Origin of the sequence: Bacillus sp. FJAT-27225, assembly GCF_001685025.1 — a bacterium.
Classification (GTDB): Bacteria; Bacillota; Bacilli; order Bacillales; family Cytobacillaceae; genus Bacillus_D.
Genome location: NZ_MAYU01000012.1, coordinates 194927 through 220272 on the forward strand (window position 1 = coordinate 194927; position 25346 = coordinate 220272).

Consider the following 25346-nt stretch of genomic DNA (forward strand, 5'->3'; position numbering starts at 1 on the left):
GGAAAGCGGCGAATCGTTTTCCCTATGTATTATTTTTGATTACCTGAGTATCGGATTTGATTTAAATCGAGCCATTTAATGGTCAAGCCGTGCTTTACTTACAAACCTGCCTTGTCAGAGGCTCTTGTATGGAACCCATTTTCGTCGTACAGGATTTCCATATCATCAACAACTTCGTAATCCTTGAACCATGTACTTGTTAATCAACAGATAAATAAAACCGGAGGATTTCAGTCTGTCTAAAAAATGTGTTTACCAGTCAGTTCGGTGCATTGGCACCGTCTAGCAGAGTTCTCTAGCCATTTATAGTCACTCATAAAGAGTTATTTTCAAAGTCAATTCGTTAGGTACCATCAGCAGGGATACAACATCCCCGCTGATGGGTTCATTTTATTTAAATGCGTCAGCCAGATTCGTGTTGGCTGTTTCGGTTTCGAAGTACCCTTGGTCAACGTTCATGCGCAAGAATTTCACATAGCTATCAAGAATGTCATAGTATTGTTGGAAAAATTTCGCTGCGAATTGATCATAGGAAGAAACAGTTGCCTGAGCGGCTTCCCCTTCCCACGTGTTAGTCAAGTTTTTGACGGTCGACTGGCTAGTCTTCAGCTCATCAGCAAGCTGCGTGTTCAATCTTTCGATAGTGTTGGCAATGTCGGCTACTTGAGCCGTATTTACTTTAATATGCCCTGCCATTTCCTTCACTCCTTTTTTAAAAATGCATACGCCCCTACCCGGGCAGTTTTGCTGCTTTACAACAACTTCCCCAAATTAATTCGATAGTTTCCTGACCCCAGCCATGTTGGCTTCCTGCCTTTGGGCGTAGTTGGCTTTCTGGTTTGCAAGAGCCTGGCTCGCTGTTTGCAGCTTGTCAGCCATGCTCTTCAAGTCGTCATTGAACCCGTTGATTTGATCGACAAATGCGAGGTTATCCTCGCCCTCCCAGGCTTCTCCCATTGTGCCGGCAACCTGCATCAGCTGGGTGTAAATGCCTGTGTACGTTTGTGAAAGCTCTGCCATCTTCTTTGAAGCTGTTTCAAGCTCCTGCGGGGTGACTCTAATCCTTTTTCCCATCCTTTTTGCTCCTTTCAAAATTAAACTTTTTCGGCTTAAACGGGCGGCAAGATTCCCTTTGGAGGGCAGCCGCCCCTAAAAGCCTGTTTTGTGAAACTGACAATCAGCCCTGGCTGATTGAAGTTTCACTTTATATCAGCATGAGTTTCGAACCGTTCTTAATGCCCAGTTCCGAAACATACATGTTAATATTGAAAATAATTCCGGATGCTGCATCACAAAGGACCGCATCTCTTGTTGCTTTAAACTTCCCGTCCGACAGCTCGCTGAGAAGCGTGGATACCATCTGAAGCACCTCGCTCATCCGGCTGTCGAGCGGAATGAACACATCATAGCTTTGATTCGCGGCAGGAAGAAACACTTCCACCAACACCTTATTCATCGCTGCCACCCTCCCCGGTTAGGAGTTTCACCTTAACACTCTTTCCTTTCTGCAACGAGAAGCCGAATTCGGCAGGAATATCCTCGCGCATTTCCGAAGTCGTCTTGGACGGCTTTAGCTGGAACTGCTCTGTAATGCCGCTGCCGACCCAAATTCCATCGCTTCCGGAAATATGGCGTTTATACCATTTATCAAATGTAATGCCGGACAAGTTCCGGGATTGTTCACCAATCATAATGGAGATATTGTATTTTGCCTCGCCCTTTTCAAGAATCAGGCCGAGCTTTTCAGCACCTTCTGCGGAAAGCAGCGATTTTAGCGCCGTAACAGAATTAATGACGATTACCTTCAGGCCGAATGGTTCGGGCTCCATTCCACTCTCCAACGCTTCTTTATACGAATTGTTTCGATACACAACGAGGTCGAATAGAGCGGATATCGCATCCTCGCAATCCCTTAAAGAATGATAATACGTTACTTCACCCTGTTCTTTATCACTATAGGCCTGCGGCGCATCGAGCACTGTAACATCAAGGCTCGCATCATCAGCCATCAGCCTTGACAACTCGTGAAGGAACGGCTGATATTCATCCCCTGCAGCAAGAACCATTGTGATATAGCTGGAGTCAAATGGATAGGCATGCACGTTCAGTGTATGCTTCTCGACACCGACCGGAATTGACAGTTGATGCCCCTCTGCTCCAATCGACTCTGCCAGGAACGGACGATCCACTTTTTCTGGGAGGATCGGGATTTTTTTTGCAAAAGGTCCTTGCCACTTGGCTTGCAGTTTCGAACATTGCTCTGCGATGAACTGGTATGGCACCGCTGCCTCCGTCACATTCGCAATTTGGAATTCGTATATCTCATCCCGCTTCACAAGCCCGCGTCCCTTGAATTTGGATGGGAACAGGCCATCTGTCTTTCCGACGACTGTTGAATAATCTGCTTCATCATTCAGCTGCAGCGTAATCAGCTGCTTGAAATTCTGAAGAAGGCGGAAACGGACAGCCCCAGTACCGAGTGCGGTCAGGACAAAATAAATTCCGTACTTCGTCCCTTCACGCGTCAAGTACGAGACAGCCTCTTCCTTCTCTTCGTATATCTCAGTAAACGCGGCGAAATTGTTGATAGCCACCACAATCGACGGAACCTTTTTACCGGTCGCCGCAACATATGAGGCATGGTCGCCGCCGTAATCAGCAAATAGCTTTTTGCGTTTATTTATTTCGGATTGAAGCATCTTGAACAAGTTGCTTACCTTTTCCGCTTCATAGGACAAAATCACATCGCCTACATGCGGCGCCTTTGCGAACGCGCGCAATGTTTCGGAAGCGAAATCGAGCAGATAAATATTGACTTCCTCCGGTGTATGTTCGTGAAGGAGCGAGTACACCATCGTATTCAGGAAGGTTGTTTTTCCACTGCCAGCAACCCCATAGACAATGACGTTGCCTTCCTCAGTAAGCGGAAGCCTTAGCAGGCATTGGCGCTGCCTTGCCGGATCGTCATATTCGCCGATGACCGGGTTCAGGACGATATTGGCTCGTGCAGCTGTTTCAGTTTGGCCACCTGTTTTGATTGGGATGGCTGATTTGATTGGAAGGGCTGTTCCGGCTGAACTGCCCGTTTCAAAAGAAGATTCGATAATGCTTGAATCTCCAATCATCGCCTGGGCCATCAATGAATCCTTGACCTTTGCAATTGCCTCTACATCAGCAACAGCTTCGGCCGCTTTGATCTCCGCTCCTCCAGCCTCGACCGCTGCAGCAATTTCCTGCTTGGCAGCCGATAGTGCACTCTTCACCCTGTTTGTACCTGCCAAACGCTTCGTCCGGACTCCGTACTTTTTCCTAATATCATCAAGCAGAATCACAGCCGGAATTGGCTCAAGCCAGAGCGGCCTTACTTTGATTTGCTCTTCCTCGGCAATCGCGCTCAAGTAGTCGGTAATGACATCCATCTGTTTCTTCGGATTGGCAATCGTGTTTTTCCTCTTATCTATTTTCGCCTGCTTAAGTGGGCGGCCGTTCCTGTCAATGACGACAACGCTATTGTCCTTTTCGGCAACAACTTTGTCAGACGGATAGTACGGGGCGCCTGCCCAGGCCGATTGGCCCATTTCGAACAGCTCATTGTAGCCAACTTGCAGGTAAAAACGGCCAGTGTCGGTAAGTTCAGCAGCATCCGGCCGCTTCAGCATATCCATACTATCAGCGCGCTCCTGTACTTTAAGGCTGACCCGGAACTTGCTGTTCGCCCAAATCTGATCGTCGACAACCCCGCTCGGCTTCTGTGTCGCGAGGATCAAGTGGACACCAAGGCTTCGGCCGATCCTTGCAGCACTGACGAGTTTTGCCATGAATTCAGGCTGCTGTGTCTTGAGCTCCGCAAACTCATCGGAAATGATGAACAAGTGCTGAAGTGGTTCAGAAACAACACCTTCGCGGTAAAGCTTCTGGTACTTGTAGATATCGATATTGCTCTCGCCGACCTTTTTGCTCGCTTCGGCAAAAACAGCCTGGCGCCGCTTCAGCTCGCTTTCAATCGATACGAGTGAACGCTTGATGGCGGCTCCGTCTAGGTTCGTAATGATTCCTGCTGTATGCGGCAATTTTTCAAACGACTTCGCCATTCCGCCGCCTTTATAGTCAATCAGGATAAAGGCAACCTCATGCGGATGATAATTCACAGCGAGCGACAATATATAGGAAATAATGAACTCACTTTTACCGGAGCCAGTCATCCCGGCGACAAGTCCATGCGGGCCATGGAACTTTTCATGAAGGTCAAGCTTGAACGTTTCACCTAACGTATCAACGCCAATTGGCGCTTCTAGCGACTTGGTCGGGTCATTGTCCTTCCAGCGTGTCAGGGCATTCAAATGCTCGACCTTGCCAACACCGAACATCTCAAGAAATGTCACCATCTTAGGCAGATTGAACGAGCCGGCAAGTGTATCCAGCTGGACATTGGCAAGCTTTACGCTTAAATCTACAGGGCTGGCATTCAAGTAAATATCCGGATTGAACATCACCGTCTGCCCGGTAATGTCATTTTTATCGAAAAGCTTGCCGCTCTTCTCTTCAATTTCAACAACGGTCGTACACTCTTTAGGCAGATTTTTCAGCTCGTCGTAGAAGGTCACGACACTGATATGAAGATTCTCTTTCTTTGAAAAAACTTGCTTAAGCATCTCTGCTCGAATTGCAAGCTGCCTGCTTAACGCAAAAATAATATAATATGGCTTCACGTCTTCCATCTCTGTGTCGCTGGCCGCATCGCGCAATTCGATTTCTTTTTCTATGTATGCGGACACTTCCTTGACTTCCGTATTGGTAGTCGCAATGAAACGGAACGTGTTGTCATTGTTCCAGACATGCGGCAGCCATTTTGTAAACCCGAAATCGGACTCCTCTGCCTCATCGTAAATAAACACCAATTTTACTTCGTCATAGCTGTAAAGGGCGGCTAGCTGAAAAATGAGTCCTTTTGCAAACTCGACTGTCTGTTTCCGGTTTCCGATAACGCCGGATATATGATTTTCATAGAGAGATAGTGTTATAGGTATGTTTTTTAAAACTTTTGGCGCTTCGAGAAGGGTGTAGAGCTCTTCCTGCAGATTGTCGTCATCTATGGCGAATTTTTTCTCGGAGTATGTAATGTCTGCAGACAAAAGGCCGTTTCCTACACCTGCCCTTATTTTCAAAAAGTCATTCTGGCCTGGCCCGCGCTCCCAAAGGTTGCGGTCGACCTGTTCAATTCTTGCTACGCATTCCTCAATCGGGACGTGGTTTTCACGGAGGATTTCCTCCTGCTTCTCAGCTTCTTCACTAAACATGACGGCAACCCGGTCAAGGTAGGCTTTATATTTATTCTGACGCACCTTTTCCTTTTTGCGGCGCCGCCTTTTATCGTACTGCTTTGTAAGGATTGGCCAAAGCACAGTCCCGAGCAGCATGCTTGCTGACATGACAACCATTGGAATAGCCCTTGTTATATCGCCGGCAGCCATTGCATTATTCACTGCAAAAATCCCCATGGTCATTGATGCCATCCCCATCGTCATCGACGGGCCGATTATGAGCATGATTGGCGTTTCATCACCTATCGCATTCGGAGGCGGTGAATCGATTTTGAATCGAGGGCGCTCGACATCCCGTTTAAAACGGGGTGACCGGTAAAAATAATCCTGGGCCGGCAGCTCGAATTCTTCTTCCTCATCATATTGATCGGCAGTCTGGCCGATAAATGGCTTTAAGGCATTTTTACGGATTTGCACTGTCCCGCCAGGATTGTTAAAGGCGAGAAAATGGTTTCCTACAATAATTTTAAAACCCATGATATAGATCATATCGCCAAACTTCAGGTCGCGCTTTTTTACGCGAATGCCGTCAACGAATGTCCCATTTGTGCTGTCATCCTCAATCCGCCACTGTCCTTGCCTGAACGATAATCTGGCGTGTTGCGCGGAAACAAATTGATTTGCCAGAACAATATCGCTTTGTTCGGACCTTCCAATCGTAATTTCCATATCGCGGTCGACAAGGAACTTGGTGAACGTCTGGCGGTCTTCGGTATTCGGTTCAGTAAACACGAGGGCACTTTGGCTGTCACGGAAGGTCTCAGCTTGGTAGCTGTAGGCGGTGTTTGCGGCTCCAGATTCTTGTACAGCACTGATGTTGTGGGCTAGTTGGTTTTTACGGCTGTCTGGATGGGTACGGGTCATGCCGGGCTGGCTGCCGCCAATGGTTGGTTGAGGTCCACTGGTTTGGCCGCTTCCGCTAGTTGTTTGGGTGTTTCGAAGGTGGGCATCCAGCTGTCCGGACTGGCCCAGAGCCAAATGGTAAATGCTAAGCGGTTTTAGGACAGTGTTCCGGATTGTTTTCCCAGAATGGTCCTTCACTTTCACGTCCTTATTTGACTTTAGGACCCAATCGCCATTGATGCCTTCGATTCCAACCAACTTCCTCAAAACACTTCCGGTGGATTCATGAATCCAATATTGGCCAGTAATTTTTTCCGGGAGCGTAATCGAATGTAGGCTTTCTTTATTAATCAACGTAACTATCATATTAAAACTCCCCTTATTACACCGAGCTGCAATTTTTATGAAAGAATGTGAAAGATATATGTAGTTTATCCTATGTATATAGTGTTTAGTGTTTTATATAAGAAACATTCTACCATTTTCCATTTAAATTTCACTTCTGAACCCTAGAAATTTACAGTAATTTTACCAATGTAACAAAAAATGAATCGAAGGTCCTGTGTAGAATTTTGTCGAATTTTCAAGAAGTAGGTCTAAAGTATTAGAAGTTTTTTTAGAATAGGAAAATGAGGATGTGTGTTTGGCCTGGGAGGGAGGTTCGATAATTTTGAATGAGTTTCTTTTTCAAACAGATGAAATTCCGATTGGGTTTAAAACAAATAAAAATGATCCGAACCTGGGATCAGTCAGGTTCGGACCAAAGGGATTAGTTGGTTTTCTCTTCATATGCATGAATTTTTAACTCTGTAGTGCTTCCTTCCACCAACTCGGCATAGCCTTCTTTGATTAAAATGGATGGGATATAATGTTTGAGAATTCTAGGATGGTTGTTTACTAATAGCCAATTTCTTAGGTAGCAAGGGCTATCATCAGCCATTGGAGGATTTTTAAGTAAAATCGTCTGTCCCGAAAACGTTGTTAGCAATTGTTGATACAATTCCTGCGAAGCGCTAACTATCGAGCAGCCTCCATACGTTATCGTAGTTCCCTTCTTTACGTCACCTTCATATTTAAAATTACTGCCGCCTAACGTTTTAAGGATAGTCCCGGTCGGCTTCGGCTTGTCCCATAAACCGGTGTTATTTTGCTGAAATTCTAACCTATCAAAATAACCGTTATCGTAATCATCATCATATGGGTCAATTTCATTATGGAAAGAGTGTTCGAGTGGTTTCACGGAGTGATTCATGTGGGGATCGTTTGGGATATCGAGCTTAGTAAATACGTCCATAATCAAATCAGGGCTTCTGCCGCTCCTTTCAAAATAATCGATTACCCCCCGCCATCTCCAAAACAAACGGACATCCTCTCCGGCCAAATGTACTGTAGTACGTTTCTCAAATACATCATTCATGACAGTCTCCTCCTATTATATATTCGAACAGCACTACCTCTTATAATTTTGACTATCTCCTCCTTTCAGGAAGTACGGCTCTGGAACCCACCGAGAGTAAGGGGTTCAAATTCAAATAATAATGGGAACTTTATTCAATTTCTTTTAATAAAAAGGGATAAGGGAAGTACTTGAATAACTGTGGAGTGGAAAACGGATTTGAAATAGGAGATGGATCTTATCTCTATTTTAAAACAACAACTCTAAAATAAATATTGAAATAGGAAGTAAAAGAGCAGCCAGAAAGTCCATTGCCTTAAAAAAGTCATATTTTTTCACTTACATTGAGGGGCGGGGTATATGTTAAGATAGTACTATAACAATAATGTATACGTTTACATTTGAGAAAGAGGAACGAGAAATGCTAGTTAGAGACTTCATGATTACACAAGTTTATACAATTCGTCCTTTCAATACAGTAAAAGAGTTAGTCACACTTTTAAAAACGAATCGGATTGGCGGTGTGCCAGTCGTTGATGAAAAGGGCAATTTGCTAGGGATGGTATCTGATGGAGATGTGCTACGCTATCTTGCTCCAAAACGGCTTGGTATTGCTGGGCTTGTTTTTGTTGGGGAAGATGGGGAACTTGACGATGTTATGAAGGAAAAGCTTGATACACCTGTTAAGGAAATTATGACGAAACGCAATCTCCTTACCGTATCGCCTGATGATGATTTTGAGACGACCATCCATTTCCTGTCCAAACACCAATACAAAAAACTTCCTGTCGTCAATGGAGCTGGCCGTGTGGTTGGGGTCCTAAGCCGGGGTGACATCATTGAGAATATATCGAAACGAGTCACATCTGGGTGATGCTGTTTCCCTATAAACATAAAGAAAAACCATTCGGAATTTGCATTCACGAATGGCTTTTTCATATTACCTGCGGATAGGCTCTGTTGCTTTTAACATAGATGGGGATTTTGCTGTCAGCTCGCTTGGTTTTCTTGTAAAGAAAGAGCAAATTAATGCAAAAGCTGAAATTCCAGTTATAAAGTAGAAAGCATACTTAACGCCAGCTGCCAATACTTCACCCTCGGAAGCGGATGGTGCATCGAGTACGAAGTTGGTTTGGCCTGCCGTAAATAGTGTAATTGCGATGGCTGTCCCGGCTGCACCTGCAACCTGGTTCAATGTATTCATCGCAGCAGATCCATCTGCATAAAACTGGCGCGGCAATGTGTTAAGCGCATTTGTCTGGGAGGGCATCGTTACCATCGTAAGGCCTGCAAATAAAACCATGAAGGCTACAACAATTTGCCAAACAGGTGTTGTTGCTGATATTGACAGCATAAAGATTATATTTCCAATCAATACAATAATTGAACCAGTGATAACAAATGCACGCGGTCCAAATTTATCAAATAGCGTCCCAACGACCGGAGACAAAATGACATTTACAGCATTACCTGGCAATAGCAACAGCCCAGCGGCCGCCGCGCTGACGAGTAAAGCTCCTTTTAAATAAAGAGGCAAAAGAATCGCCGTTGATAAAATAACCAGAATGCTCAGGAACATCATCAGCGTTCCCAATGTAAACATCGGATATTTGAACACACGCAAATTGATCATTGGCTGTGCCATGTTCATTTGGCGAATTCCAAATAGAACAAGGGCGAGAATTCCTGCGAGCAGCGGTGCCCATACCTTTGGTGATGAAATCGGTTCTTCAGCCATTGTGCTCAGGGCGAAAATCAATCCGCCAAACCCGATAGTTGAAAAGAGAATCGAAAAGATGTCGATTTTAGGCTTGGTGATTTCGGAAACATTTACAATTTGTGCTGCTGCGAATAGTGTTAACGCTACATAAAGAATGGCGCTAATCCAGAAAATATACTCCCAGCCGAGCGTACTAATGATGACTCCGGAAAAGGTCGGCCCCAGAGCGGGTCCCAATGTAATGACAAGGCCCATGATCCCCATTACAACCCCACGTTTATGAATCGGGAAAATAAGCAGAAGGACATTCGTCATAACTGGTATTAAGATACCTGTACCGATCGCCTGGACAAGACGGCCAGCCAATAATACTTCAAAGCTTGGAGACAGTGCTGCTAAGATGGCCCCGGCCAGCGAGATTACAAGTCCGCCGACAACCAGTTGCCTTGTTGAAAACCATTTAATTAACAGTGCGGAAATCGGAACCAAAATCGCCAATACCAATAAATAACCTGTCGTCAGCCACTGCGCAATTGCCGGCTTGACTGAAAATTGCTCCATAATATTTGTTAAGGCCATATTTAAAGCTGTTTCAGCAAATAAGCCTAAGAACGCACCGAACATTAAGATAAATGCCATTGTTCTTGGATTTCTAACTTTCATTTGTGTACTCATGTAAATCTCCTTTTATTTAAAATCATTGCAAACTTTTAAAGCAGTTAAACCAACTAACCTTACCTATTTACTTGTATTTAAATCAGCAAACGAGCCCTCCCTCTAACTCGGCCACAAGTTTTATCAACAATGTCCCCTCGCGAAACCTCCTGTAAACTCTCCTCACACACACCCGTGCGCTCAGCACCCTATGCCCCAACCAAGCATTTAGTAACTATATCAATACAAAATCAAAAAAAACAAGAACTTTTTTTAAATAAATTTTGGGGTCATCTTTAGGGGTCAGACCCCTGCCGTGGACATTCTCCTCCTCAAACCCGCATTCTTATGCTGGGTGTCTTTCCCAGGTGGACAACTGATAGATATGATTAAAGGATTGACCGAGGTAGCAGCTGTTAGGTATATCTATGGCGGGGTTGCCAGTGAAAAAGTAAAATAGGCAAAAAAAGAAGCCCGGAGCTGGCACTCGCTAGGGGTGCTGTTCCGGGCTAGGTTGATAGGTAATTAAGTTAATTTGCTTTAGAGAGTAGTCTAGGTTGCGGAGTATCCCTCACCCGAGCTGGTTTAGGTGGGCATCCTAATATGAACAGGAGTCCTTCCTAGTTTCAGGGGCCTGATGCTATTCTTCCCGGACGGGCTCACTGACTATTACGTCCTGGACTGCGGTTTTTCCGGAGCCATCGTCAATGAAAAGCGGTGAGTTTTCATAATTGATTTGAACAAACTGGAAAGTCCCTTGGTCATCCGCACCATTGGAGATGATGGATTTTGCTATGATTGAGCCTGAAAAAGAAGCATTGATTGTAACACTTGCCTCAGGGGCATAGATCATTCTTGGAAATACCATGGCGCTCCCCTTTAAGGTGAGTGTTTTGCAATCGGTAATAAAGTGCCCCTGCACTCCTTTTGCAGCATTTAATTCTAATGTTAAAGGTGCTTTATAATAATACATTGAACCATAGATGAGCCCCTCCAATGTATTAATCCTCCCTCCTTCAAGGAAGATATACAGCTTTTCCATTTCCCTATCAACATTGATGATGCTGCCAGTATTTACAATCACTTGCTTGGCAAAAATGGACAGTTTTCCTTTGCCCACAATTTTTATTTTTCCATAAGCCTCTAGAGTAAGTTTATCGACCACCAGATTTCGGTTATAGTCACCAACATTTATAGTTAGAGTTGCACTGCTGCCTACAGTTAAATTTGTAATTGCCATGTCCCGGTTCATTGACAATGAGGTTCCAGTGAAATTCCCGGCACTTGCAGGGATGCTGAATTTAGGGAAATCGGGCAACCTTATGTCAAGGTCAACATTCCTTCTAATTGGAGGTGGAACAGCACTCCCGTTGAAGGTGACAGTTCCAAAGGACGCAATGGTTCCAGTGATTGGGACGTTTTTTATTTCAACTTTTTCCTTGCCGTAAAGAACTGTATTTGCCGGAATGTTTACGAAGCTTTTTCTCGGTTTCCATGTAACATGAATGACTTTGGAAACCTTTCTTGAGCGATTGCCGATGGTCCCGACTGAGGTGATTCGATACTCGTTGGAATAGGAGATAATTGTGTCAGGCTTCAATTTTTCAATCGTCACTCTTGCTTCAGGTTGGGAGCCGAAAGATAGTTCAAAGTCTTTATAAATGGACTCCGTTGAGATAAAAGGTGCCTGATTCGTATTCAGCGCCGTATCGATTTCTGTAAAAAAGCTCTCCAGTGTAGTAGTCCTTCCATATACCCTTTTTATAACCGAATCGATTTCAGCCATTTTCGCTGTGATACCTGCCTCGGCTATGTAATAGGCGGATTGCTTGTCCCTCTCCCCAGTTCCCATTTTCATATTATTAGCTGCCATACCAAGCATGCTTAGACCCAGGATCGATACCACTACAAAGATCATTAATACAATTCCAAGTGCCATGCCGTTTTCATTTTTTAAAAGTCGGGTTAGCTGTTTCATTGGGATCCTCTCCTAATATAAACAATCGTTGATAGGGTCGACCCGCTGTTCTCGGCATTCTTGCCGGCTGTTATGGTAAGGGAAATTTTATTATCAGCTATCAAAAAATAGTTAGTTTTATTTAGAGTCGTATCCTTATTTGCGTTCTCGGCATTGACTGTGAAACTTTTAATATTGGAGATAATCACGGTGTCATTCTTTCTTATGCTTTGCTGATCAAGCCTATATATATCTGTTTCGTTCAATGTCAAAATAAAGTTGTTTTTTTCCTTAACCTCAACTTTGACAGTGGATGCCTTTCTAATTTCCTTCGTAATGATATTCATTGCCAGGCGTACATCCGATTCATTTTTAATTTTAGTGGATTGGTTGTGTGCCTGCTTTTGGCTGAAAAGATGGATAGAGCTTCCCAACAGAGTAACCAATGACAAAAGTGACACGACTGCCAGTATTTCCACTAACGTTAACCCCTTTTGATTCCGCAGCATCTTGTTCCCCCTATTTTTCCCACGCCAATACAGTCTCCATTTTTGACTGCTGGATGGCCTTTGACTCGTTATAGACTTCTACCTTTACCTTTACCAGATTTGTTCCGGAATTGGATAATTGAATGTTGACGTAGTGGCCGTTGTCGTTTTTTTCAAAGCATTTACCAGTTACACCGGAAGGACAAGGCTTTAGAGTATAATTGAAGGAATTTCGATCGGTTAATGAGGTTTGTACTTCATTCAGGTACGTATCAGCATTTTCCCGAGGCGGTACATTAACAATAAGATTATAAACTGTCTCCATATGGGCTTCAGCAACATACGTACCGTTCATCATTTGCCGTGAATGGCTAGTTGACCGGGCAGATTGGGTAAACATGGGCACGAGGAAAACAATAATGAGGAAAAGAATCGCTATGGAAGCCACAATTTCAATCAGCGTGACACCCCTCTGCGATGTAACAAAAACAGGTAGTTTCATAGGCAGCACATCCTTGCTTTACGAGAGTAATAATAACGGTTTCATCCGTAAAATTAGTTTAGCACGGGGTTTTCACTATGCAACGCTTACTTTCGACAATTTTATGTCGAAGTGGAGAATTTCCACGGCAGGGGTCAGACCCCTGCCGTGGACAATTCCGCCCATTTGTCTTTTCCAGGCGGACATTTGTGGAAGGGGAATAGGAAAACCGCCAGATTATCACTCTCTGGCGGTTGTATGTGTTAGGCTATTAAATTTTTTTCGAATGAACCTGCTACTGTTAATCTATCAGTTTGCTTATTCCTCTAAAGATTCTGCCAATGACCCAAAGCAAGCCTTCACCCAATACGATGAGGATATCCATAAGAGTGTCAATGAAAATAAACCGCCTATTATCCTTTTGTTCTCTCTTTCTATGCCGCTGCTCCCGTTCTTCTCTGCGCTTTGCCAAACTCTTCACCTTAACCACCCTCCTAAGTTATTTCCATACCTTTCCTACGGTTAAAATCCAGCTTGGTTTCAAGTGAGTTGGGCTTTATCCGCCACTGCTTTGCTCGTCTTGAAATGTTCCTATTGGGGAGAGCTGCTTAAAATGCTATATCAAGCCATTTCCTTCCATGTTAAAATCAAATTATCCAGAAAAATCTAAATGGGGGTGGATGGTATGGTGAAGAAGGTTGTAGGGCTCTTAATAATTGGGATTGTGCTGGGGATCGGAATCAGCTACCTGTTGCTGCGCTTTGGCGGTGTATACAGCCAATCGGAGCCCAGCAGCTCCTTGGAGGACGAGTCTACCTTACATAAGGAACCTGTCGAAACGAGTTACTCGTTCGAAACACACGGAATTGCCATTACTCTTCTTAACAGCGGGAAACTGAATAAGGGTGAATTTCAGGCGTTTAAAGAAGAATTTGACTACCAGGTTGATGAAGTCCTTCACTTGACCGAAGACACTCTTCCACTCCGTAAGGAACTAAAATTTGATATTACCAAGGACCCTGCAATGTCCAACAATCGGGTCTTTTACTTTGATGACGAGCTAATGGCTGACGAGCAATTTTATTATTTTCAAATTGTCTCGAATCTCTTTGAGCAGGATGGCAATACCCGCGGCCGCCTAACCTCTGCAGGGTTGACGGGATATCTGGCCAAGAGCCTGTGGGGCAGGCCGGTTCATGAGGAATATTCAGCATATATTGGATTTGAACAGGCACCTGGCATGGTTGAGCTGCTTGACCCGTATGAGTTCAGCGCCAATTACTTTGTAACGTTCGAGGGGGATGAACTTGATAACACACTTTCGAAAGAAACCGAAGCGAAAACATTCAGCTTCATTTCCTACCTAATCGATACATATGGAATCAAGAAATTTATGGAGATTTACGGAAACACCAATCTGACAACCGCGATTGAAAAAATTTATCAAAAAACGCCGGAAGCACTTGAAAAAGAATGGCTTGACTTTCTTGGGGATAAGCAGAGTTTGGGTGTTTAGGGGGAGAAAAATTTCAGCACAAAAGTCACTTAGGAAAGTTTAAGAGATTTTGAGGGACATCCAATTTGCATTAGGCATACCCATGCAAATTGGAATTATCCCTCTTGGCCAAAAGTCCACCTGGTGTGGACAAAATTGTTAGTTTGTCCACGGCAGGGGTCTGACCCCTGCCTCTTTGAGCCCTGCCTCTTCTATTCATACTCCGACGGATCAACGAAGAAGGTGTAGGCGAGGTAGATTATGAGGCAGATTGCGGTGGTGATGTAGCCCCAGCCCAGGATGACCTGGTCGATAATGAGGTAGCTGTTGCACAGGTTGTCAGGTGCCATGACGTATATCCAGCCCATCAGGATGAATGCTGCCGTGAAAAAGGCGATGACGATATTCCGCGCGTTCCGGGTCAATTTCATCCAGCTGTCGCGCAGCGGTACGCCTGCCAGCAGCGGCAGGCTGACAAACTTCCATAACTCAACCAGCGGTTCGGACAGCGCTTCATCCATAGCCCGCGGCAGCATCCAGTACATCATGATGATTGCAAACAGCATGATTCCCGGCACGCCGTTTCCGTTCCATTTTGCAAAAAACTGCGGGAATTTCAGTTGAAAAAACCTCCCAATAAAGAACCCCGAGATCACCAGCAATGGCATCTGCATATGCATATGGATAATCATGATTGATTCAAGGAAATTTGCCACCGGAGGCAAAGCCAGAATGACTAGCAGCATCAAACCGTACAATGCTTGTTTCATGGTTGCTTCCCCTCCTTCAGCAACCGGCTAACCTTGTCGGCAGCCTCATCAATTTTTGTATAATCCATCACATCTTCCAGGTGACCATCCTTGCCGACAAGGTAAAACGCCGAATTGTGGGCAAAGTTGCCATCATCATCCGGAATGACAATCACCCCAAACTCGTCTAGCAAGGAATCAAGCTCCTGTTCATCGCTAATTCTCGCCATCCGCCACGTTTCCCCGTCACTGCCAAACATATCTTTATAAACATCCAATCTCTTCGGGTCATCCCGCTCCGGATCGAAGCTGATGCTCAGGAATACGATATCCTCGCCGATATACTTCTTCGGCAGCTTTTCATACACCTTCGCCATATTCATTTCGAGCTCGGGGCAGACGGTACCGCAGCTAGTATAGAGGAAGGTAATGAACACGTATTTCCCCTCAAACTCGGAAATCCCATACTGCCGGCCTTTGCTATCCTCGAGTGTGACGTCAGGGAACTTCGGCTGCTCTTCCTTCAGCCGCTCCAACCTCGCTGCTTCAGCCGTAAACGCACTAAATCCATCTGTTCCTGCATAAAACAGCCCAAGGCCAAACAGCAATACAACTATACTTGCCCATAGATTGGGCCCCAGCTTTTTCATTGCAATCACTTCCCAGATGTATTTCCAAGCGACTTTTAGGGCGCCAGGCCCTGGAAATGAATCCGTGCCTGCTCTCTCAGAAAGGTTTCCCAACCAGGTTCAGCAGCTCGATGCGCCATCTCTGTTCATAGGGGCCATTGGGATTGCTGAACCAGAATGTTTATCTTTTTTTTAAAAAAGCAAAGGTCTTTTACCAGGTCCTGTACGGAGGCGACCCTGGAGGTGCGTCAACAATAAATTCAGTGATTGGAATGACATAGGCCATTGCGACGAGGACAAGCATGACGATAATCCATACGCCCCAGCGCTCGGTCCAGTAAGGAGTTTTCGATCCATCTTCTTCTACGTCTGCGACCGGGAACTCTGTAACGCCTTTAGGAGCGAAGAACATCATATTGACAACTGCGTAAACTTGTAAAATAACACCTACGATCAAGAGCGTTCCGCCGATTGCGAGCAGTGCAAGGTAAGGATCCCAGCCAAGCGCGGTCGCATGGTCGCCGTAGGTGGAGTAGGATGTCCGGCGAGGTGAGCCCAACAGCCCGACTGCATGCATCGCAAACGCCATCGTTGTCATGCCGATTGTCCATACCCAAGTCTGGACTAGGCCGATTTTATTCATAGTCGGAGTCAGAACGCGGCCAGAAATATACGGGATAAGCCAGTAGCTGATGCCAAAGAATGTCATAATGACCGTCATGCCAAGTGTCAGGTGGAAATGGCCGGCTACCCACATTGTGTTATGGACAACCTGGTTTAGTTGGTTTGTGCTTTGGACGATCCCGCCGGCACCGGCTGGAATGAATGCAACCATTGCAATGAACGGAGCAAGGAAGCGGACATCTTTCCAAGGCATTTTTTTATACCAGCCAAGCAGGCCTTTCCCGCCCTTCCGCCTTGCTGTTTTTTCAAAGGTAGCGAATAGTGCGTAAGCAGTCATCAAGGACGGGAATCCGATGGCAAGGCTCATGAATACGTGCATGAACTTGACTGATTCGGAAATGCCTGGGTCAACGATCTGATGATGGAAACCGCCAGTGATATTCATAACGACGAGGGAAATGATGACAACACGTGTCAGCGTATCGCTCCAGCGCTTGCCTCCCATTACTTTCGGAATGACCACATACCAGGCAGAAGTCGCTGTCAAATACCAGATGTTTACAAGTGTGTGGCCGAATGCCCAGAACAATGTACGAGCAAGCATGACGTTAATGGTTTCAACCCAGCCAAATGCCCATGGGATTATCATGAATACTTCAATTGCCACAGGGATGGAGCTGAAGAACAAGAGCACAAAGACGCCGGTTGCAAAGTACGACATGATTGGTACGTGCTGGCCTTTATTTTGCTTCCTCCACGTCGCAACCTGGATGAAGGAACCGAACGCTGCCACCCAGACGCCGACTACGATGAAAACGAGCCCGATGTAGAACCACGGTGATGCCGCCATCGGAGGATAGAATGTGAACAAAACAGATGCTTTGTTGAGCAGGATTGGAATCACTGCCATTACAAAACCGAAAATTTTCAATCCGTACGCGACCCAGCCCATGATTCGGACTTTCGGAAGCAGTCCGCCAAAGTCATTGGACATTGCCGAGTAGAAATAGCCGATTGTGAAAAATGCTGTCATGACAAGGATCAATAGTAGTCCGTGTGCGGTAAGTACCTGATAATAGTTGAACCAGGTTGGCAGTTCAAGAACCCCCGCCCGGTTAAGTCCTTGCAGCAATCCGAGGAATCCGCCAATCAATATTGATGCAAACGACACTACCATATATGATTTCGCGAGGACGGCATCTTTCGGGTTCATTCCGAATACTTTTGATGCCTTTTCCTTAAACGTTTCTTTTAATATTGCATTCATGGTTTGCTTCCCTCCTTTACTTCACCGTAATCGTTGTGCTCATGACTTGATGGCCGATACCGCAATATTCATTACAAAGGACCAAGTAGCTTCCAGGTTCGTCAAAAACCTGCGTGATCCGTTGGATATGGCCCGGGACAACCATTGTATTAAGATTCGTGCCCGCCACTTCAAAGCCGTGGACAACATCTTTTGAAGTCATGATGAACGTTACCTTTGCGCCTGCCGGAATTTCGATGTTTGCGGGTGTGAAGCTGAATGCCTGAAGTGTCATGACAACTTCGTATTCATTGTCGCCGACCTTCTTTACTCCAGGTTCTTTGAACAGTGGATGTTGGTCGACCTTTTGCGGGTCAATCGTTTCTTTTGCACTTGGAGGCCCCAGTTCCAATGCGAACGTCTGATATCCAGTGATTAACATAAAAATCATAATGATTCCGAAACTTAACGACAGCCAGACTTTTTCTGAACGATGCATGTGAGATCCCTCCTACAACCTGGCCATAAACAGGCCGAATAGTACAAAATACGTTATGACAATGACAGCTAGTAATCCGCCCAATGAAATGAACGTCCCCATCATGGATGTTTCTTTTTCCTTGCTTGCTTTTTTGATGCTGTTTACCTTTGGCACTCAAATCAGCCCCTTTTGTTTTCTTACCTTCATGATAAGTGGGAATGATTATCAATAGTGTGAGGAATCGCACACTATTGAAAAAAGATAAAACTTTCTTTTCGGCAAAATTCCACAGGTGGAAATTAGGGGTATAACCCCTGTTGTTACTGGGGATCTTGGTTTCCAATTTGCAAATAGTAATAATAGGAATGGTTTCTTTCGAAATAAATCGTTACAAAATGGTGACGATTTACAAATATGGGGTGTGGGTGGGAGGAGTTTAAAAGTGTTTTTTAATGTTGTGGAGTCCCTTTTGATCATTAAAAAACTCCCTGCTGGGAATACCAGCAGAGAGCTTCGTTTTGGGAACTGAAAAGGATTTTGATGGGTTTGAGGAGGTGGACCCTCTTGTGCAAATACGGGTAAATGATGTTCAAGTTGATTAGAAAATCGGCAGTGTCACGATAATCATCATTAGAAAGATAATCATGATGTAATTGACTGAATAAAGGAACAGTACTCTTGCCCATTTCAGGTTGTTTTTTGCAAAAAAACCCTGGACTGCGATAGCGAGAAATCCAATGTTCAAGAGAGTCGCCAGCCCAATGAAAACCGAGCCAAGCTGTATAAGGTAAAACGGCAAAGGCAGCAAGCACAAGCTGTAAATGAAGATTTGGCGCTTCGTGATGGCGACCCCGTGAACAACAGGCAGCATCGCGACCCCGGCAGCCTTGTATTCATCATGTTTCCGGATGGCAATCGCGAACGTATGCGGCATTTGCCATAGGAACAGAATTAGGAACAGGATGATCGGGACAAGCTGGAAACCCGGTTCAATCGCAGTCCAGCCAATCATTGGGGGGACCGCGCCGGAAATGCTGCCAATAACAGTGTTCAGTGTATAGCGCCGCTTTGACCACATTGTATATAAAAGCACATATGTGACCCAGCCTAGTAAAGCGTAGAGTGTGGCTTCAAGGGATACAAACAGGAGCAGGATATGGCCAATGACAGATAAAGCCAGCCCGGTAACAAGGACTGTTTTCAGCGAAAAGTGCCCCGTCACTGTCGGGCGCTTCTTTGTCCGTTCCATAATCCTGTCGATATCCACGTCATACCAGTTATTCAACGCGAGCGCCCCCGCCATTACGAGAGTACTCCCTGCTATCGTCAGCAAAAACTCAGCCCACAGCCCTGCGAACGAGTGCCCGTTCAACACAACAGCCAGCCAAAACCCCGAAAAAACAGGCAGCACATTCGCCACCAACACCGGCCCCTTAATTAAAAGCTTAATATCGTTAAACATGGGGGTCAGACCCCTTTCGTGGACATTTTGCCTCTCAAACCCGCATTCCCAGGGCAGGTATCCACAGGAGACGGACTTAGAGAGAGGCGCACCAATCAATAGTTATTTAGCTCTATTAACTAACATCTTCTTCCGGTTTGCAAGCAAGAAGCCCGCCGGTTAGTTTATCCTTCTAACTGGCGGGCTATCACATTATAGTATTTTACCTTTGGTTCCTTCAGTTAGCATAATTGCTAAAAATGACTCTTTGGGCTATCAAACATTTTTTATTACGGTAGAGCTATTGTTTATCTCAGCGCTTCACCTATTAGAAAAGGCTATAAAAGTAAGAGGGTAGAATTCAAGGGATTTTCAGGCAGGTCAATAATAGAAGAGTGAACATAGTCGAGGTAATTTGCGGATCGAGGTTCGGGGAAATAACCTAATATCCGTTCAGTCTGCACGTGCAGATAAGGGGAAGCCTGGAGCCCACCATACGTGTGATAACTGCTCCACGGATATTCTTCAAGACTGTTAACCATTCCCGCCTTTAGAGGATTTCGGTGAATATACTTGCTCAATTCGACTTCATAATCAACCGAATCTACAAGTTCGGAGCCATACCGCTTATCAAATACATGCCCGTCAAACTCATATTTTTTGTTAAAATACGCCGCATACATAGAGTTAACATACTGCATGATTCTCCATGGCGGGTCGTTAATGGTCTCCAGCTGCAAGTGGACATGATTTGTCATTATGCAATAAGCATGGAGTACGTACGGGTACTTTTCCCTCGCTTTCTCCATGAGCCATAAATACTTCAAGTAATCTTCCTCGTCGAAAAACAGCAACCACTTCCGAATTCCCCTGCACGTTAAATGGTAAATAGCTCCCGGGTACCAACTACGCCTCTTTCGTGGCAAAAAGCATCACTCCAATTAAAATAAAGTAAATTCAACGGAATCGATTAATGTGAAAACAATTTGTGTTCAATTAAAGAACAATAAAAACGAATGAACGATAATAGATTGGAAACAAGAGGAAGAGAAGAATAGAAGTAAAACTGTTGATTGTGTAATAAAAAGACAGAGGAAAAATAGGAGATGTTACCTGAAACTTGCATCTATGAAATTATTCTCCAAACAACGACAAACTCCTGCCGTCCTAACAAAAAATCCTCCTTTTTAGGTCAATCTTCCCCTTCTCCTTTCTATTTGTCCATCACACGCGGACGAAATTGAGAAAAAGTCCACGGCAGGGGTCTGACCCCCAAAGTTTACGCCCATTGACCAAAGGGAAATAAGTTGGTATGGGGCATGTCGGGGAGCGGCTTGTCTTGGAGTTTATAGGAGAAGGAGAGGATTTTTGATGGAGAAGCAGATTATTGGCGGGGTGTTTGATAGCCAGGAGGAAGCGGTTCTTGCGATTGAGACGCTTAAGGCGAAGGGCTTTGAGCCGAACAACTTGTCTGTTTTTGCAAAGAATGATGATATTGTCGATGAAATTGAGTTGCGCACTGACGTTGAGCCAGTTGACGGGGACAAAAATCCTACCAAGAAAATCGGCAAAGGCTTTGGAATCGGCGCTGGAACAGGCGGCGTCATTGGCGGAATCACTGGACTCATTGCAGAAATCGGTTTGCTTGCCATTCCGGGGATTGGCCCTCTAGCCGCAGCGGGTCCGCTTGCTGCAACGTTGACTGGAGCGGCTGTCGGCGCAACAGGTGGAGGAATTGTTGGCGCATTGACTGGGGCGGGCATCCCTGAAAACGATGCAGAAGAATATGAAAAATTCGTCAAAGAAGGCAACATCCTAATCTTTGCCGAAGTCGAAGAGCACCAGCGTCAAGATATCCAAAACGTCTTTCTCGAGTCTAAGACATTAAACAGGCATATGTATTTGTAGCAAATTAGGCCAGGCTCTTTGCCTGGCCTTTGTTTTTTGAAAAATGGGTCTACGCCCTCTTGCCAGCATCCACCCTAAACTGCACGCGGCTATTGTTGGAGGAGGACACCGTTTACAAATAATTCGCTAGTTCTTGAGACAAGTTCCACTTTTGCTACAGTATGACCTGACTTCCCCGGAAACTCATCCCCAACTTCTGGAAGTTTAGCCTCTTCTACTACTAGATTTTCAAAACCTTTTAAATTAAAGCCGTTAACCTGATTTGCTTTTCTGCTTTCATAAGTAACATCACCATTAACAGAAGCGGTTCTTTTATGTTCTACTGTATGTGTTTTCTCACCTTTCGTCCCTTCTCCGGTAGTCCACTCTACTGTCACTTCATACAACTCTTCAGAAACGTAGGTAAAATTAAGGTTTTTAGCATTCTTTTGCAGCTCACTATTATTCCACCCCAATGCCGTTTGCACATCCCCCTTGCCAACGAACCCTATACCTGTAGAAGCATCAAACGTAACTGACGCAAAGACCGATCCTGCCAAAATCCCCATTGCCAGTGTTCCGGCTGCCAATCCTGATAAAAGCTTTTTCATCGCTAATTTCCCCCTGGTAAACTTAATTAGCCTTCTTTACTAGTAACACATATTCTCAATAAAGAACAACCACCCTTATTATAATTTAAACAAGAGTTAAATCATATCCATTTCGTTCGACAGCTACCTATCTGCAAAACGACAAAAAAAAGAATAAAAAAGGCACTGGCCTCAGCCAATGCACGAAAAGTGAGGAAGTGGAAACGAACTGCTCGGAACTCTATTAGTTCCTCCCCTAAAGTATAAATTAAACAATAGTTGAATCCTAGAAATTTAAATAGACAAAAAACGCAGAATATCTCACTTTTTGTAGAAGAAAAGTTATTAAAATCACCGGCTATCTTCTATAAGATTAAAGCAAGAAAGATACATTACTCAAGCAGGAGAAACCCCCATGACTACTCGTTTACGAAACTATATCTTTCTCATATTTCTTCTTCCCGCCGCCTGGGGAACCATTCATTACATTGACTTCCCGACGGAATTAGAATGGGATATTGTACTATTCCTATTTATCATGGTGATTTTCGACCAGGTTAACCTTAAGGTATTTTCTGGCTTTGGTTATTCTTTTTTTAACGTAATCCTTTCATTAATCATTTTTGACCGGTTTTCGATTGTCTACGGGCTGCTTTATTTGTTGGCTGATGCACTAGTATCGATCGTTATCCAAAAACGCGGCCGTCTGCAGAAGATTGTTTCGCTGACATCGATTTACTTGCTGATTATCATTTTTTGCAATGAACTCTATAACGAACATTCCGACAAAGATTATTTGGCTCGTTACTTAACGGCTCTCTTCATGCTGTTTCTTAGTATCCTGCTAAAATATCTTTACGTTTTTCTGGAAACAGGGGTGGTTACAAGCAAGCTTTTCCTGGAAAGATTCGGGCCAATGGTGTTCGAGATTGTATTAATATTTCCAATCCTCGCCTACTTCGACCACTTAATAATGAATGTAGTCCTTATACTCTTTTTATCCTATTACACCTTTATTGGTTATTTTCATAAAAAACTACTATCGGTCAACCAGGAACATATTGATGCACTATCTGAAAAAATTACGTCTACACACAATTTAACGATCATATTCTTGGATTTAAAGGAGATAAAGGGTGTTTTTTCTCCAAGAGAACGGCTTGTTGTCATTAATAAAAATCTGGACTATCCCGAGCAAATGCAAACACTCATCCACGAGTTGCTTCATTTTTATATGAACAGCTACAAGATCCCGAAAAAAATTGAGGAGATCATTGTCACCTTTGGCGAGGCAATCATCAGCTGGTATTACATAATAACTCTTAAAAATAATTACTACGAATCTATTTAGGAAAGTGGGAATATGAAATGTCAACGCCATTAGGTCAGGAATTGAGAAGACTTAGGCAGGAAAAACGGTTAAGGCTTGAGGATGTGGCAAATGGTACAGGCGTTACACTCCAATATTTAAGCATGCTTGAAAAAGGGACGCGTAAATCTGTTTCATTTGAAATTATGGCAGATATTTCAAGATTCTATGGTGTGCCGCTTGAATATTTTGCCTCGCTCATCAAGGAGGAAGATACAGAACCATTAACCGATGTAGAAATTATGCTCTGGCAGACAATTAATGAAAAGGTTCGCGATGATCTTTATTTTAAAAAGGGAAAATCCCTGAAGCGAATTCTTGAAAAGCTTTTTAAATAAAAGAAACAATTGACCCTTGACAGACAAGCCAGACTCCGTTCATAATGACAATTATAGTCTGAAAATTCCAAATGGTGAGTCCCATACTGTAAAGCTATGACTAGGACCAGTAAATGAACTATGGCAAAAGAGAGTGAAGCCCACCGGCTGAAAGGCTTCACAGTCCTCTGGAACATTGAACCTACCCTATGAGCTGCCAGGAAAACCTGGCCGCACTCCTGCGATAAAGGATTAAAGTAGCCTTAAGCCCGGATTTGGTTCGTTACAACCAACACCCGGCAAGAGGCTAATAAAGGTGGTACCACGGAAGAATGGCCTTTCGTCCTTTGCGGATGAAAGGCCTTTTTGTATTTATTTCTTTTAAAAGGAGGAGTTCCCGTGAGAAAGTTAGTGTTTGTCGGAGCTGGATCAATGGCAGAAGCGTTGATTTCAGGAATTATTGCCAATGGTGTTCTCGAATCCCCCAACATCTGGGTAACAAACAAAAGCGACGAGGAACGCCTCACCGATTTAAGCAAGCGCTATGGAGTTACGACTTCCTATGATAAGGACGCGTTGTTCGAGGGTGCCGATGCTGTCATCCTGGCCATGAAGCCAAAGGACGCAAAGGCTGGCCTCCCGCTTGTCCTGCCTTACTTATCAGAACAGACACTTGTCATTTCCGTTCTTGCCGGGCTCTCGACTGGAACAATTGAATCGATGTCAGACAAGAAGCTCGCCATTGTCCGGGCTATGCCAAATACATCAGCCGCAATCGGAAAATCAGCCACTGGCCTTGCCCTGAACCAAAATGTCACATCCAAGCAAGCCGAGCTGGCCAAAATGCTGTTTGAAACCGTTGGGCTTGCTGCCTTTGTTGACGAAAACCAGCTCGATGCGGTCACGGGACTGTCGGGAAGCGGCCCAGCCTACATTTATTATCTCGTCGAAGCGATGGAAAACTCAGCAGCTGAAATCGGCCTTGACCGCGAGCTGGCAAAGGAACTTATCGTTCAAACATTAATTGGAGCAGCCGAAATGCTCACCAAATCCGACAAGCCGCCGCGCCAGCTCCGCCATGAAGTCACTAGCCCTGGCGGCACAACCGAGGCTGGCATCCGCGTCCTTGAAAACCACAAAGTCCAGCAAAGCCTGATCCATTGCATTAAAGAAGCCACGGCTCAATCCCGAAAACTCGGCCGGATGATTAGCAGCGACATTCACCTGAAGGCACATACTTCTTGAGCCTGTGAACTTGATTCAATTTGGGCTGGAAGGGTAAAGTTTCTAGTGAGGTGAGATAAATGAACGTGACAATAACAAAAGATGCACACCAGCACCTAATCAAGGTACTTGGGCCCGAGCCAACCGTTAAAATCCATGAAGCTCGGACGACCGGCTGAGGAGCCACAAATGTGTACGAACTTGCTCAGGCTGAGCAGTCATCAACTGAAGAAGTATTTAAAAGCGGCGAAATTACAGTCTTGCTAGACCCATCGGTAATAAACAATCTGGATAGTGATGTCGTGATTGATTATAAAAACAATTACGGTTTCATCCTTAAAAATGATTTTGAAGTCTTAACCTTCGGGATGAAATTCACCACCTAAAAAACAGACACCCTCACCAGGCAATCAGCCTGATGAGGGTATTTTTTG

At 44.7% G+C, this 25346-nt stretch carries 25 protein-coding genes; 7 read left to right on the forward strand and 18 right to left on the reverse strand.

Annotated features, from left to right (window positions below):
* Positions 1-390 precede the first annotated feature (390 nt).
* The 5 genes from A8F94_RS08585 to A8F94_RS08605 all read right to left on the reverse strand — a co-directional run bounded on the left by A8F94_RS08585 (position 391) and on the right by A8F94_RS08605 (position 7581).
* Complete coding sequence (locus tag A8F94_RS08585; protein ID WP_066198423.1) at positions 391-696, reverse strand: WXG100 family type VII secretion target; 306 nt, start codon at positions 694-696, stop codon at positions 391-393.
* A gap of 75 nt (positions 697-771) precedes the next feature.
* Entirely contained in the window at positions 772-1074 is a 303-nt protein-coding gene (locus A8F94_RS08590) for a WXG100 family type VII secretion target (RefSeq protein ID WP_066198426.1), read from the reverse strand.
* A gap of 130 nt (positions 1075-1204) precedes the next feature.
* Positions 1205-1456, reverse strand: a complete 252-nt coding sequence (locus tag A8F94_RS08595; RefSeq protein ID WP_066198431.1) for an EsaB/YukD family protein — start codon at positions 1454-1456, stop codon at positions 1205-1207.
* Positions 1449-6530, reverse strand: a complete 5082-nt coding sequence (gene essC / locus A8F94_RS08600) for a type VII secretion protein EssC (RefSeq protein ID WP_066198434.1) — start codon at positions 6528-6530, stop codon at positions 1449-1451. The genes A8F94_RS08595 and essC overlap by 8 nt, the downstream gene beginning before the upstream one ends.
* Before the next feature lie 403 nt (positions 6531-6933).
* The gene (locus A8F94_RS08605) at positions 6934-7581 is read right to left on the reverse strand and encodes a hypothetical protein (protein WP_066198437.1); all 648 of its coding nucleotides are present in this window, start codon (positions 7579-7581) and stop codon (positions 6934-6936) included.
* 400 nt (positions 7582-7981) lie between these two features.
* On the opposite strand from A8F94_RS08605, the gene A8F94_RS08610 reads away from it, so the two are divergent.
* Positions 7982-8434: a CBS domain-containing protein gene (locus A8F94_RS08610; RefSeq protein WP_066200350.1), complete on the forward strand. Its 453-nt coding sequence runs from the start codon at positions 7982-7984 to the stop codon at positions 8432-8434.
* A 66-nt stretch (positions 8435-8500) separates the two neighbouring features.
* Here A8F94_RS08610 and A8F94_RS08615 read toward each other — a convergent pair whose 3' ends face one another.
* From A8F94_RS08615 to A8F94_RS08635, 5 genes are all read right to left on the reverse strand, one after another.
* The gene (locus A8F94_RS08615; RefSeq protein ID WP_066198440.1) at positions 8501-9955 is read right to left on the reverse strand and encodes a DHA2 family efflux MFS transporter permease subunit; all 1455 of its coding nucleotides are present in this window, start codon (positions 9953-9955) and stop codon (positions 8501-8503) included.
* Positions 9956-10574: 619 nt separating this feature from the next.
* The gene (locus tag A8F94_RS08620) at positions 10575-11912 is read right to left on the reverse strand and encodes a pilus assembly PilX N-terminal domain-containing protein (RefSeq protein WP_066198442.1); all 1338 of its coding nucleotides are present in this window, start codon (positions 11910-11912) and stop codon (positions 10575-10577) included.
* Positions 11909-12400 (reverse strand): prepilin-type N-terminal cleavage/methylation domain-containing protein, encoded by a 492-nt coding sequence (locus tag A8F94_RS08625; protein WP_066198445.1) that lies wholly within the window; start codon positions 12398-12400, stop codon positions 11909-11911. Before A8F94_RS08625 ends, A8F94_RS08620 begins: the two co-directional genes overlap by 4 nt.
* Positions 12401-12410: 10 nt before the next feature.
* Complete coding sequence (locus tag A8F94_RS08630) at positions 12411-12881, reverse strand: type IV pilus modification PilV family protein (protein WP_066198448.1); 471 nt, start codon at positions 12879-12881, stop codon at positions 12411-12413.
* Positions 12882-13161: 280 nt separating this feature from the next.
* Positions 13162-13341: a hypothetical protein gene (locus A8F94_RS08635; RefSeq protein WP_066198451.1), complete on the reverse strand. Its 180-nt coding sequence runs from the start codon at positions 13339-13341 to the stop codon at positions 13162-13164.
* 204 nt (positions 13342-13545) lie between these two features.
* On the opposite strand from A8F94_RS08635, the gene A8F94_RS08640 reads away from it, so the two are divergent.
* Entirely contained in the window at positions 13546-14376 is an 831-nt protein-coding gene (locus tag A8F94_RS08640) for a hypothetical protein (protein ID WP_066198454.1), read from the forward strand.
* A 191-nt stretch (positions 14377-14567) separates the two neighbouring features.
* Here A8F94_RS08640 and A8F94_RS08645 read toward each other — a convergent pair whose 3' ends face one another.
* From A8F94_RS08645 to A8F94_RS08670, 7 genes are all read right to left on the reverse strand, one after another.
* Entirely contained in the window at positions 14568-15125 is a 558-nt protein-coding gene (locus A8F94_RS08645) for a hypothetical protein (RefSeq protein WP_066198457.1), read from the reverse strand.
* Positions 15122-15754, reverse strand: coding sequence for an SCO family protein (locus A8F94_RS08650; protein ID WP_066200353.1), 633 nt, complete (start codon positions 15752-15754; stop codon positions 15122-15124). The genes A8F94_RS08645 and A8F94_RS08650 overlap by 4 nt, the downstream gene beginning before the upstream one ends.
* A gap of 190 nt (positions 15755-15944) precedes the next feature.
* Positions 15945-17624, reverse strand: coding sequence for a cbb3-type cytochrome c oxidase subunit I (locus A8F94_RS08655; protein WP_066198460.1), 1680 nt, complete (start codon positions 17622-17624; stop codon positions 15945-15947).
* 16 nt (positions 17625-17640) lie between these two features.
* Entirely contained in the window at positions 17641-18102 is a 462-nt protein-coding gene (locus A8F94_RS08660) for a cytochrome c oxidase subunit II (protein WP_066198466.1), read from the reverse strand.
* Positions 18103-18114: 12 nt separating this feature from the next.
* A complete protein-coding gene (locus A8F94_RS25375; RefSeq protein ID WP_139070053.1) occupies positions 18115-18258 on the reverse strand; it encodes a cytochrome c oxidase subunit 2A in 144 nt (47 codons plus the stop codon).
* A 424-nt stretch (positions 18259-18682) separates the two neighbouring features.
* A complete protein-coding gene (gene cyoE / locus A8F94_RS08665; RefSeq protein WP_066198468.1) occupies positions 18683-19546 on the reverse strand; it encodes a heme o synthase in 864 nt (287 codons plus the stop codon).
* 317 nt (positions 19547-19863) lie between these two features.
* Positions 19864-20451, reverse strand: coding sequence for a transposase (locus tag A8F94_RS08670; RefSeq protein WP_066198471.1), 588 nt, complete (start codon positions 20449-20451; stop codon positions 19864-19866).
* Positions 20452-20896: 445 nt separating this feature from the next.
* Here A8F94_RS08670 and A8F94_RS08675 point away from each other — a divergent pair, with 445 nt between their 5' ends.
* Complete coding sequence (locus tag A8F94_RS08675; protein ID WP_066198474.1) at positions 20897-21433, forward strand: general stress protein; 537 nt, start codon at positions 20897-20899, stop codon at positions 21431-21433.
* A gap of 89 nt (positions 21434-21522) precedes the next feature.
* Here the strand turns inward: A8F94_RS08675 and A8F94_RS08680 are convergent, their stop codons facing one another.
* Positions 21523-22023: a hypothetical protein gene (locus tag A8F94_RS08680; protein WP_066198476.1), complete on the reverse strand. Its 501-nt coding sequence runs from the start codon at positions 22021-22023 to the stop codon at positions 21523-21525.
* A gap of 394 nt (positions 22024-22417) precedes the next feature.
* Between A8F94_RS08680 and A8F94_RS08685 the strand changes: the two genes are divergently transcribed.
* The 4 genes from A8F94_RS08685 to A8F94_RS08700 all read left to right on the forward strand — a co-directional run bounded on the left by A8F94_RS08685 (position 22418) and on the right by A8F94_RS08700 (position 25298).
* A complete protein-coding gene (locus tag A8F94_RS08685) occupies positions 22418-23353 on the forward strand; it encodes an ImmA/IrrE family metallo-endopeptidase (protein WP_066198479.1) in 936 nt (311 codons plus the stop codon).
* A gap of 17 nt (positions 23354-23370) precedes the next feature.
* Entirely contained in the window at positions 23371-23709 is a 339-nt protein-coding gene (locus A8F94_RS08690) for a helix-turn-helix domain-containing protein (protein ID WP_066198482.1), read from the forward strand.
* 378 nt (positions 23710-24087) lie between these two features.
* Complete coding sequence (gene proC, locus A8F94_RS08695) at positions 24088-24933, forward strand: pyrroline-5-carboxylate reductase (protein WP_066198485.1); 846 nt, start codon at positions 24088-24090, stop codon at positions 24931-24933.
* A 170-nt stretch (positions 24934-25103) separates the two neighbouring features.
* Positions 25104-25298 carry a hypothetical protein gene (locus A8F94_RS08700; RefSeq protein ID WP_066198488.1) on the forward strand — a complete coding sequence of 65 codons (195 nt, stop codon included), beginning with the start codon at positions 25104-25106 and terminating at the stop codon, positions 25296-25298.
* The last annotated feature ends 48 nt before the right edge of the window (positions 25299-25346 follow it).

Excerpts from the sequence above, each read along its gene's own strand:
- A8F94_RS08585 (WP_066198423.1), bottom strand. The coding sequence starts at position 696 with ATGGCAGGGCATATTAAAGTAAATACGGCTCAAGTAGCCGACATTGCC.
- A8F94_RS08590 (WP_066198426.1), bottom strand. The coding sequence starts at position 1,074 with ATGGGAAAAAGGATTAGAGTCACCCCGCAGGAGCTTGAAACAGCTTCA.
- A8F94_RS08595 (WP_066198431.1), bottom strand. The coding sequence starts at position 1,456 with ATGAATAAGGTGTTGGTGGAAGTGTTTCTTCCTGCCGCGAATCAAAGC.
- essC (WP_066198434.1), bottom strand. The coding sequence starts at position 6,530 with ATGATAGTTACGTTGATTAATAAAGAAAGCCTACATTCGATTACGCTC.
- A8F94_RS08605 (WP_066198437.1), bottom strand. The coding sequence starts at position 7,581 with ATGAATGATGTATTTGAGAAACGTACTACAGTACATTTGGCCGGAGAG.
- A8F94_RS08610 (WP_066200350.1), top strand. The coding sequence starts at position 7,982 with ATGCTAGTTAGAGACTTCATGATTACACAAGTTTATACAATTCGTCCT.
- A8F94_RS08615 (WP_066198440.1), bottom strand. The coding sequence starts at position 9,955 with ATGAGTACACAAATGAAAGTTAGAAATCCAAGAACAATGGCATTTATC.
- A8F94_RS08620 (WP_066198442.1), bottom strand. The coding sequence starts at position 11,912 with ATGAAACAGCTAACCCGACTTTTAAAAAATGAAAACGGCATGGCACTT.
- A8F94_RS08625 (WP_066198445.1), bottom strand. The coding sequence starts at position 12,400 with ATGCTGCGGAATCAAAAGGGGTTAACGTTAGTGGAAATACTGGCAGTC.
- A8F94_RS08630 (WP_066198448.1), bottom strand. The coding sequence starts at position 12,881 with ATGAAACTACCTGTTTTTGTTACATCGCAGAGGGGTGTCACGCTGATT.
- A8F94_RS08640 (WP_066198454.1), top strand. The coding sequence starts at position 13,546 with ATGGTGAAGAAGGTTGTAGGGCTCTTAATAATTGGGATTGTGCTGGGG.
- A8F94_RS08645 (WP_066198457.1), bottom strand. The coding sequence starts at position 15,125 with ATGAAACAAGCATTGTACGGTTTGATGCTGCTAGTCATTCTGGCTTTG.
- A8F94_RS08650 (WP_066200353.1), bottom strand. The coding sequence starts at position 15,754 with ATGAAAAAGCTGGGGCCCAATCTATGGGCAAGTATAGTTGTATTGCTG.
- A8F94_RS08655 (WP_066198460.1), bottom strand. The coding sequence starts at position 17,624 with ATGAATGCAATATTAAAAGAAACGTTTAAGGAAAAGGCATCAAAAGTA.
- A8F94_RS08660 (WP_066198466.1), bottom strand. The coding sequence starts at position 18,102 with ATGCATCGTTCAGAAAAAGTCTGGCTGTCGTTAAGTTTCGGAATCATT.
- cyoE (WP_066198468.1), bottom strand. The coding sequence starts at position 19,546 with ATGTTTAACGATATTAAGCTTTTAATTAAGGGGCCGGTGTTGGTGGCG.
- A8F94_RS08675 (WP_066198474.1), top strand. The coding sequence starts at position 20,897 with ATGGAGAAGCAGATTATTGGCGGGGTGTTTGATAGCCAGGAGGAAGCG.
- A8F94_RS08680 (WP_066198476.1), bottom strand. The coding sequence starts at position 22,023 with ATGAAAAAGCTTTTATCAGGATTGGCAGCCGGAACACTGGCAATGGGG.
- A8F94_RS08685 (WP_066198479.1), top strand. The coding sequence starts at position 22,418 with ATGACTACTCGTTTACGAAACTATATCTTTCTCATATTTCTTCTTCCC.
- A8F94_RS08690 (WP_066198482.1), top strand. The coding sequence starts at position 23,371 with ATGTCAACGCCATTAGGTCAGGAATTGAGAAGACTTAGGCAGGAAAAA.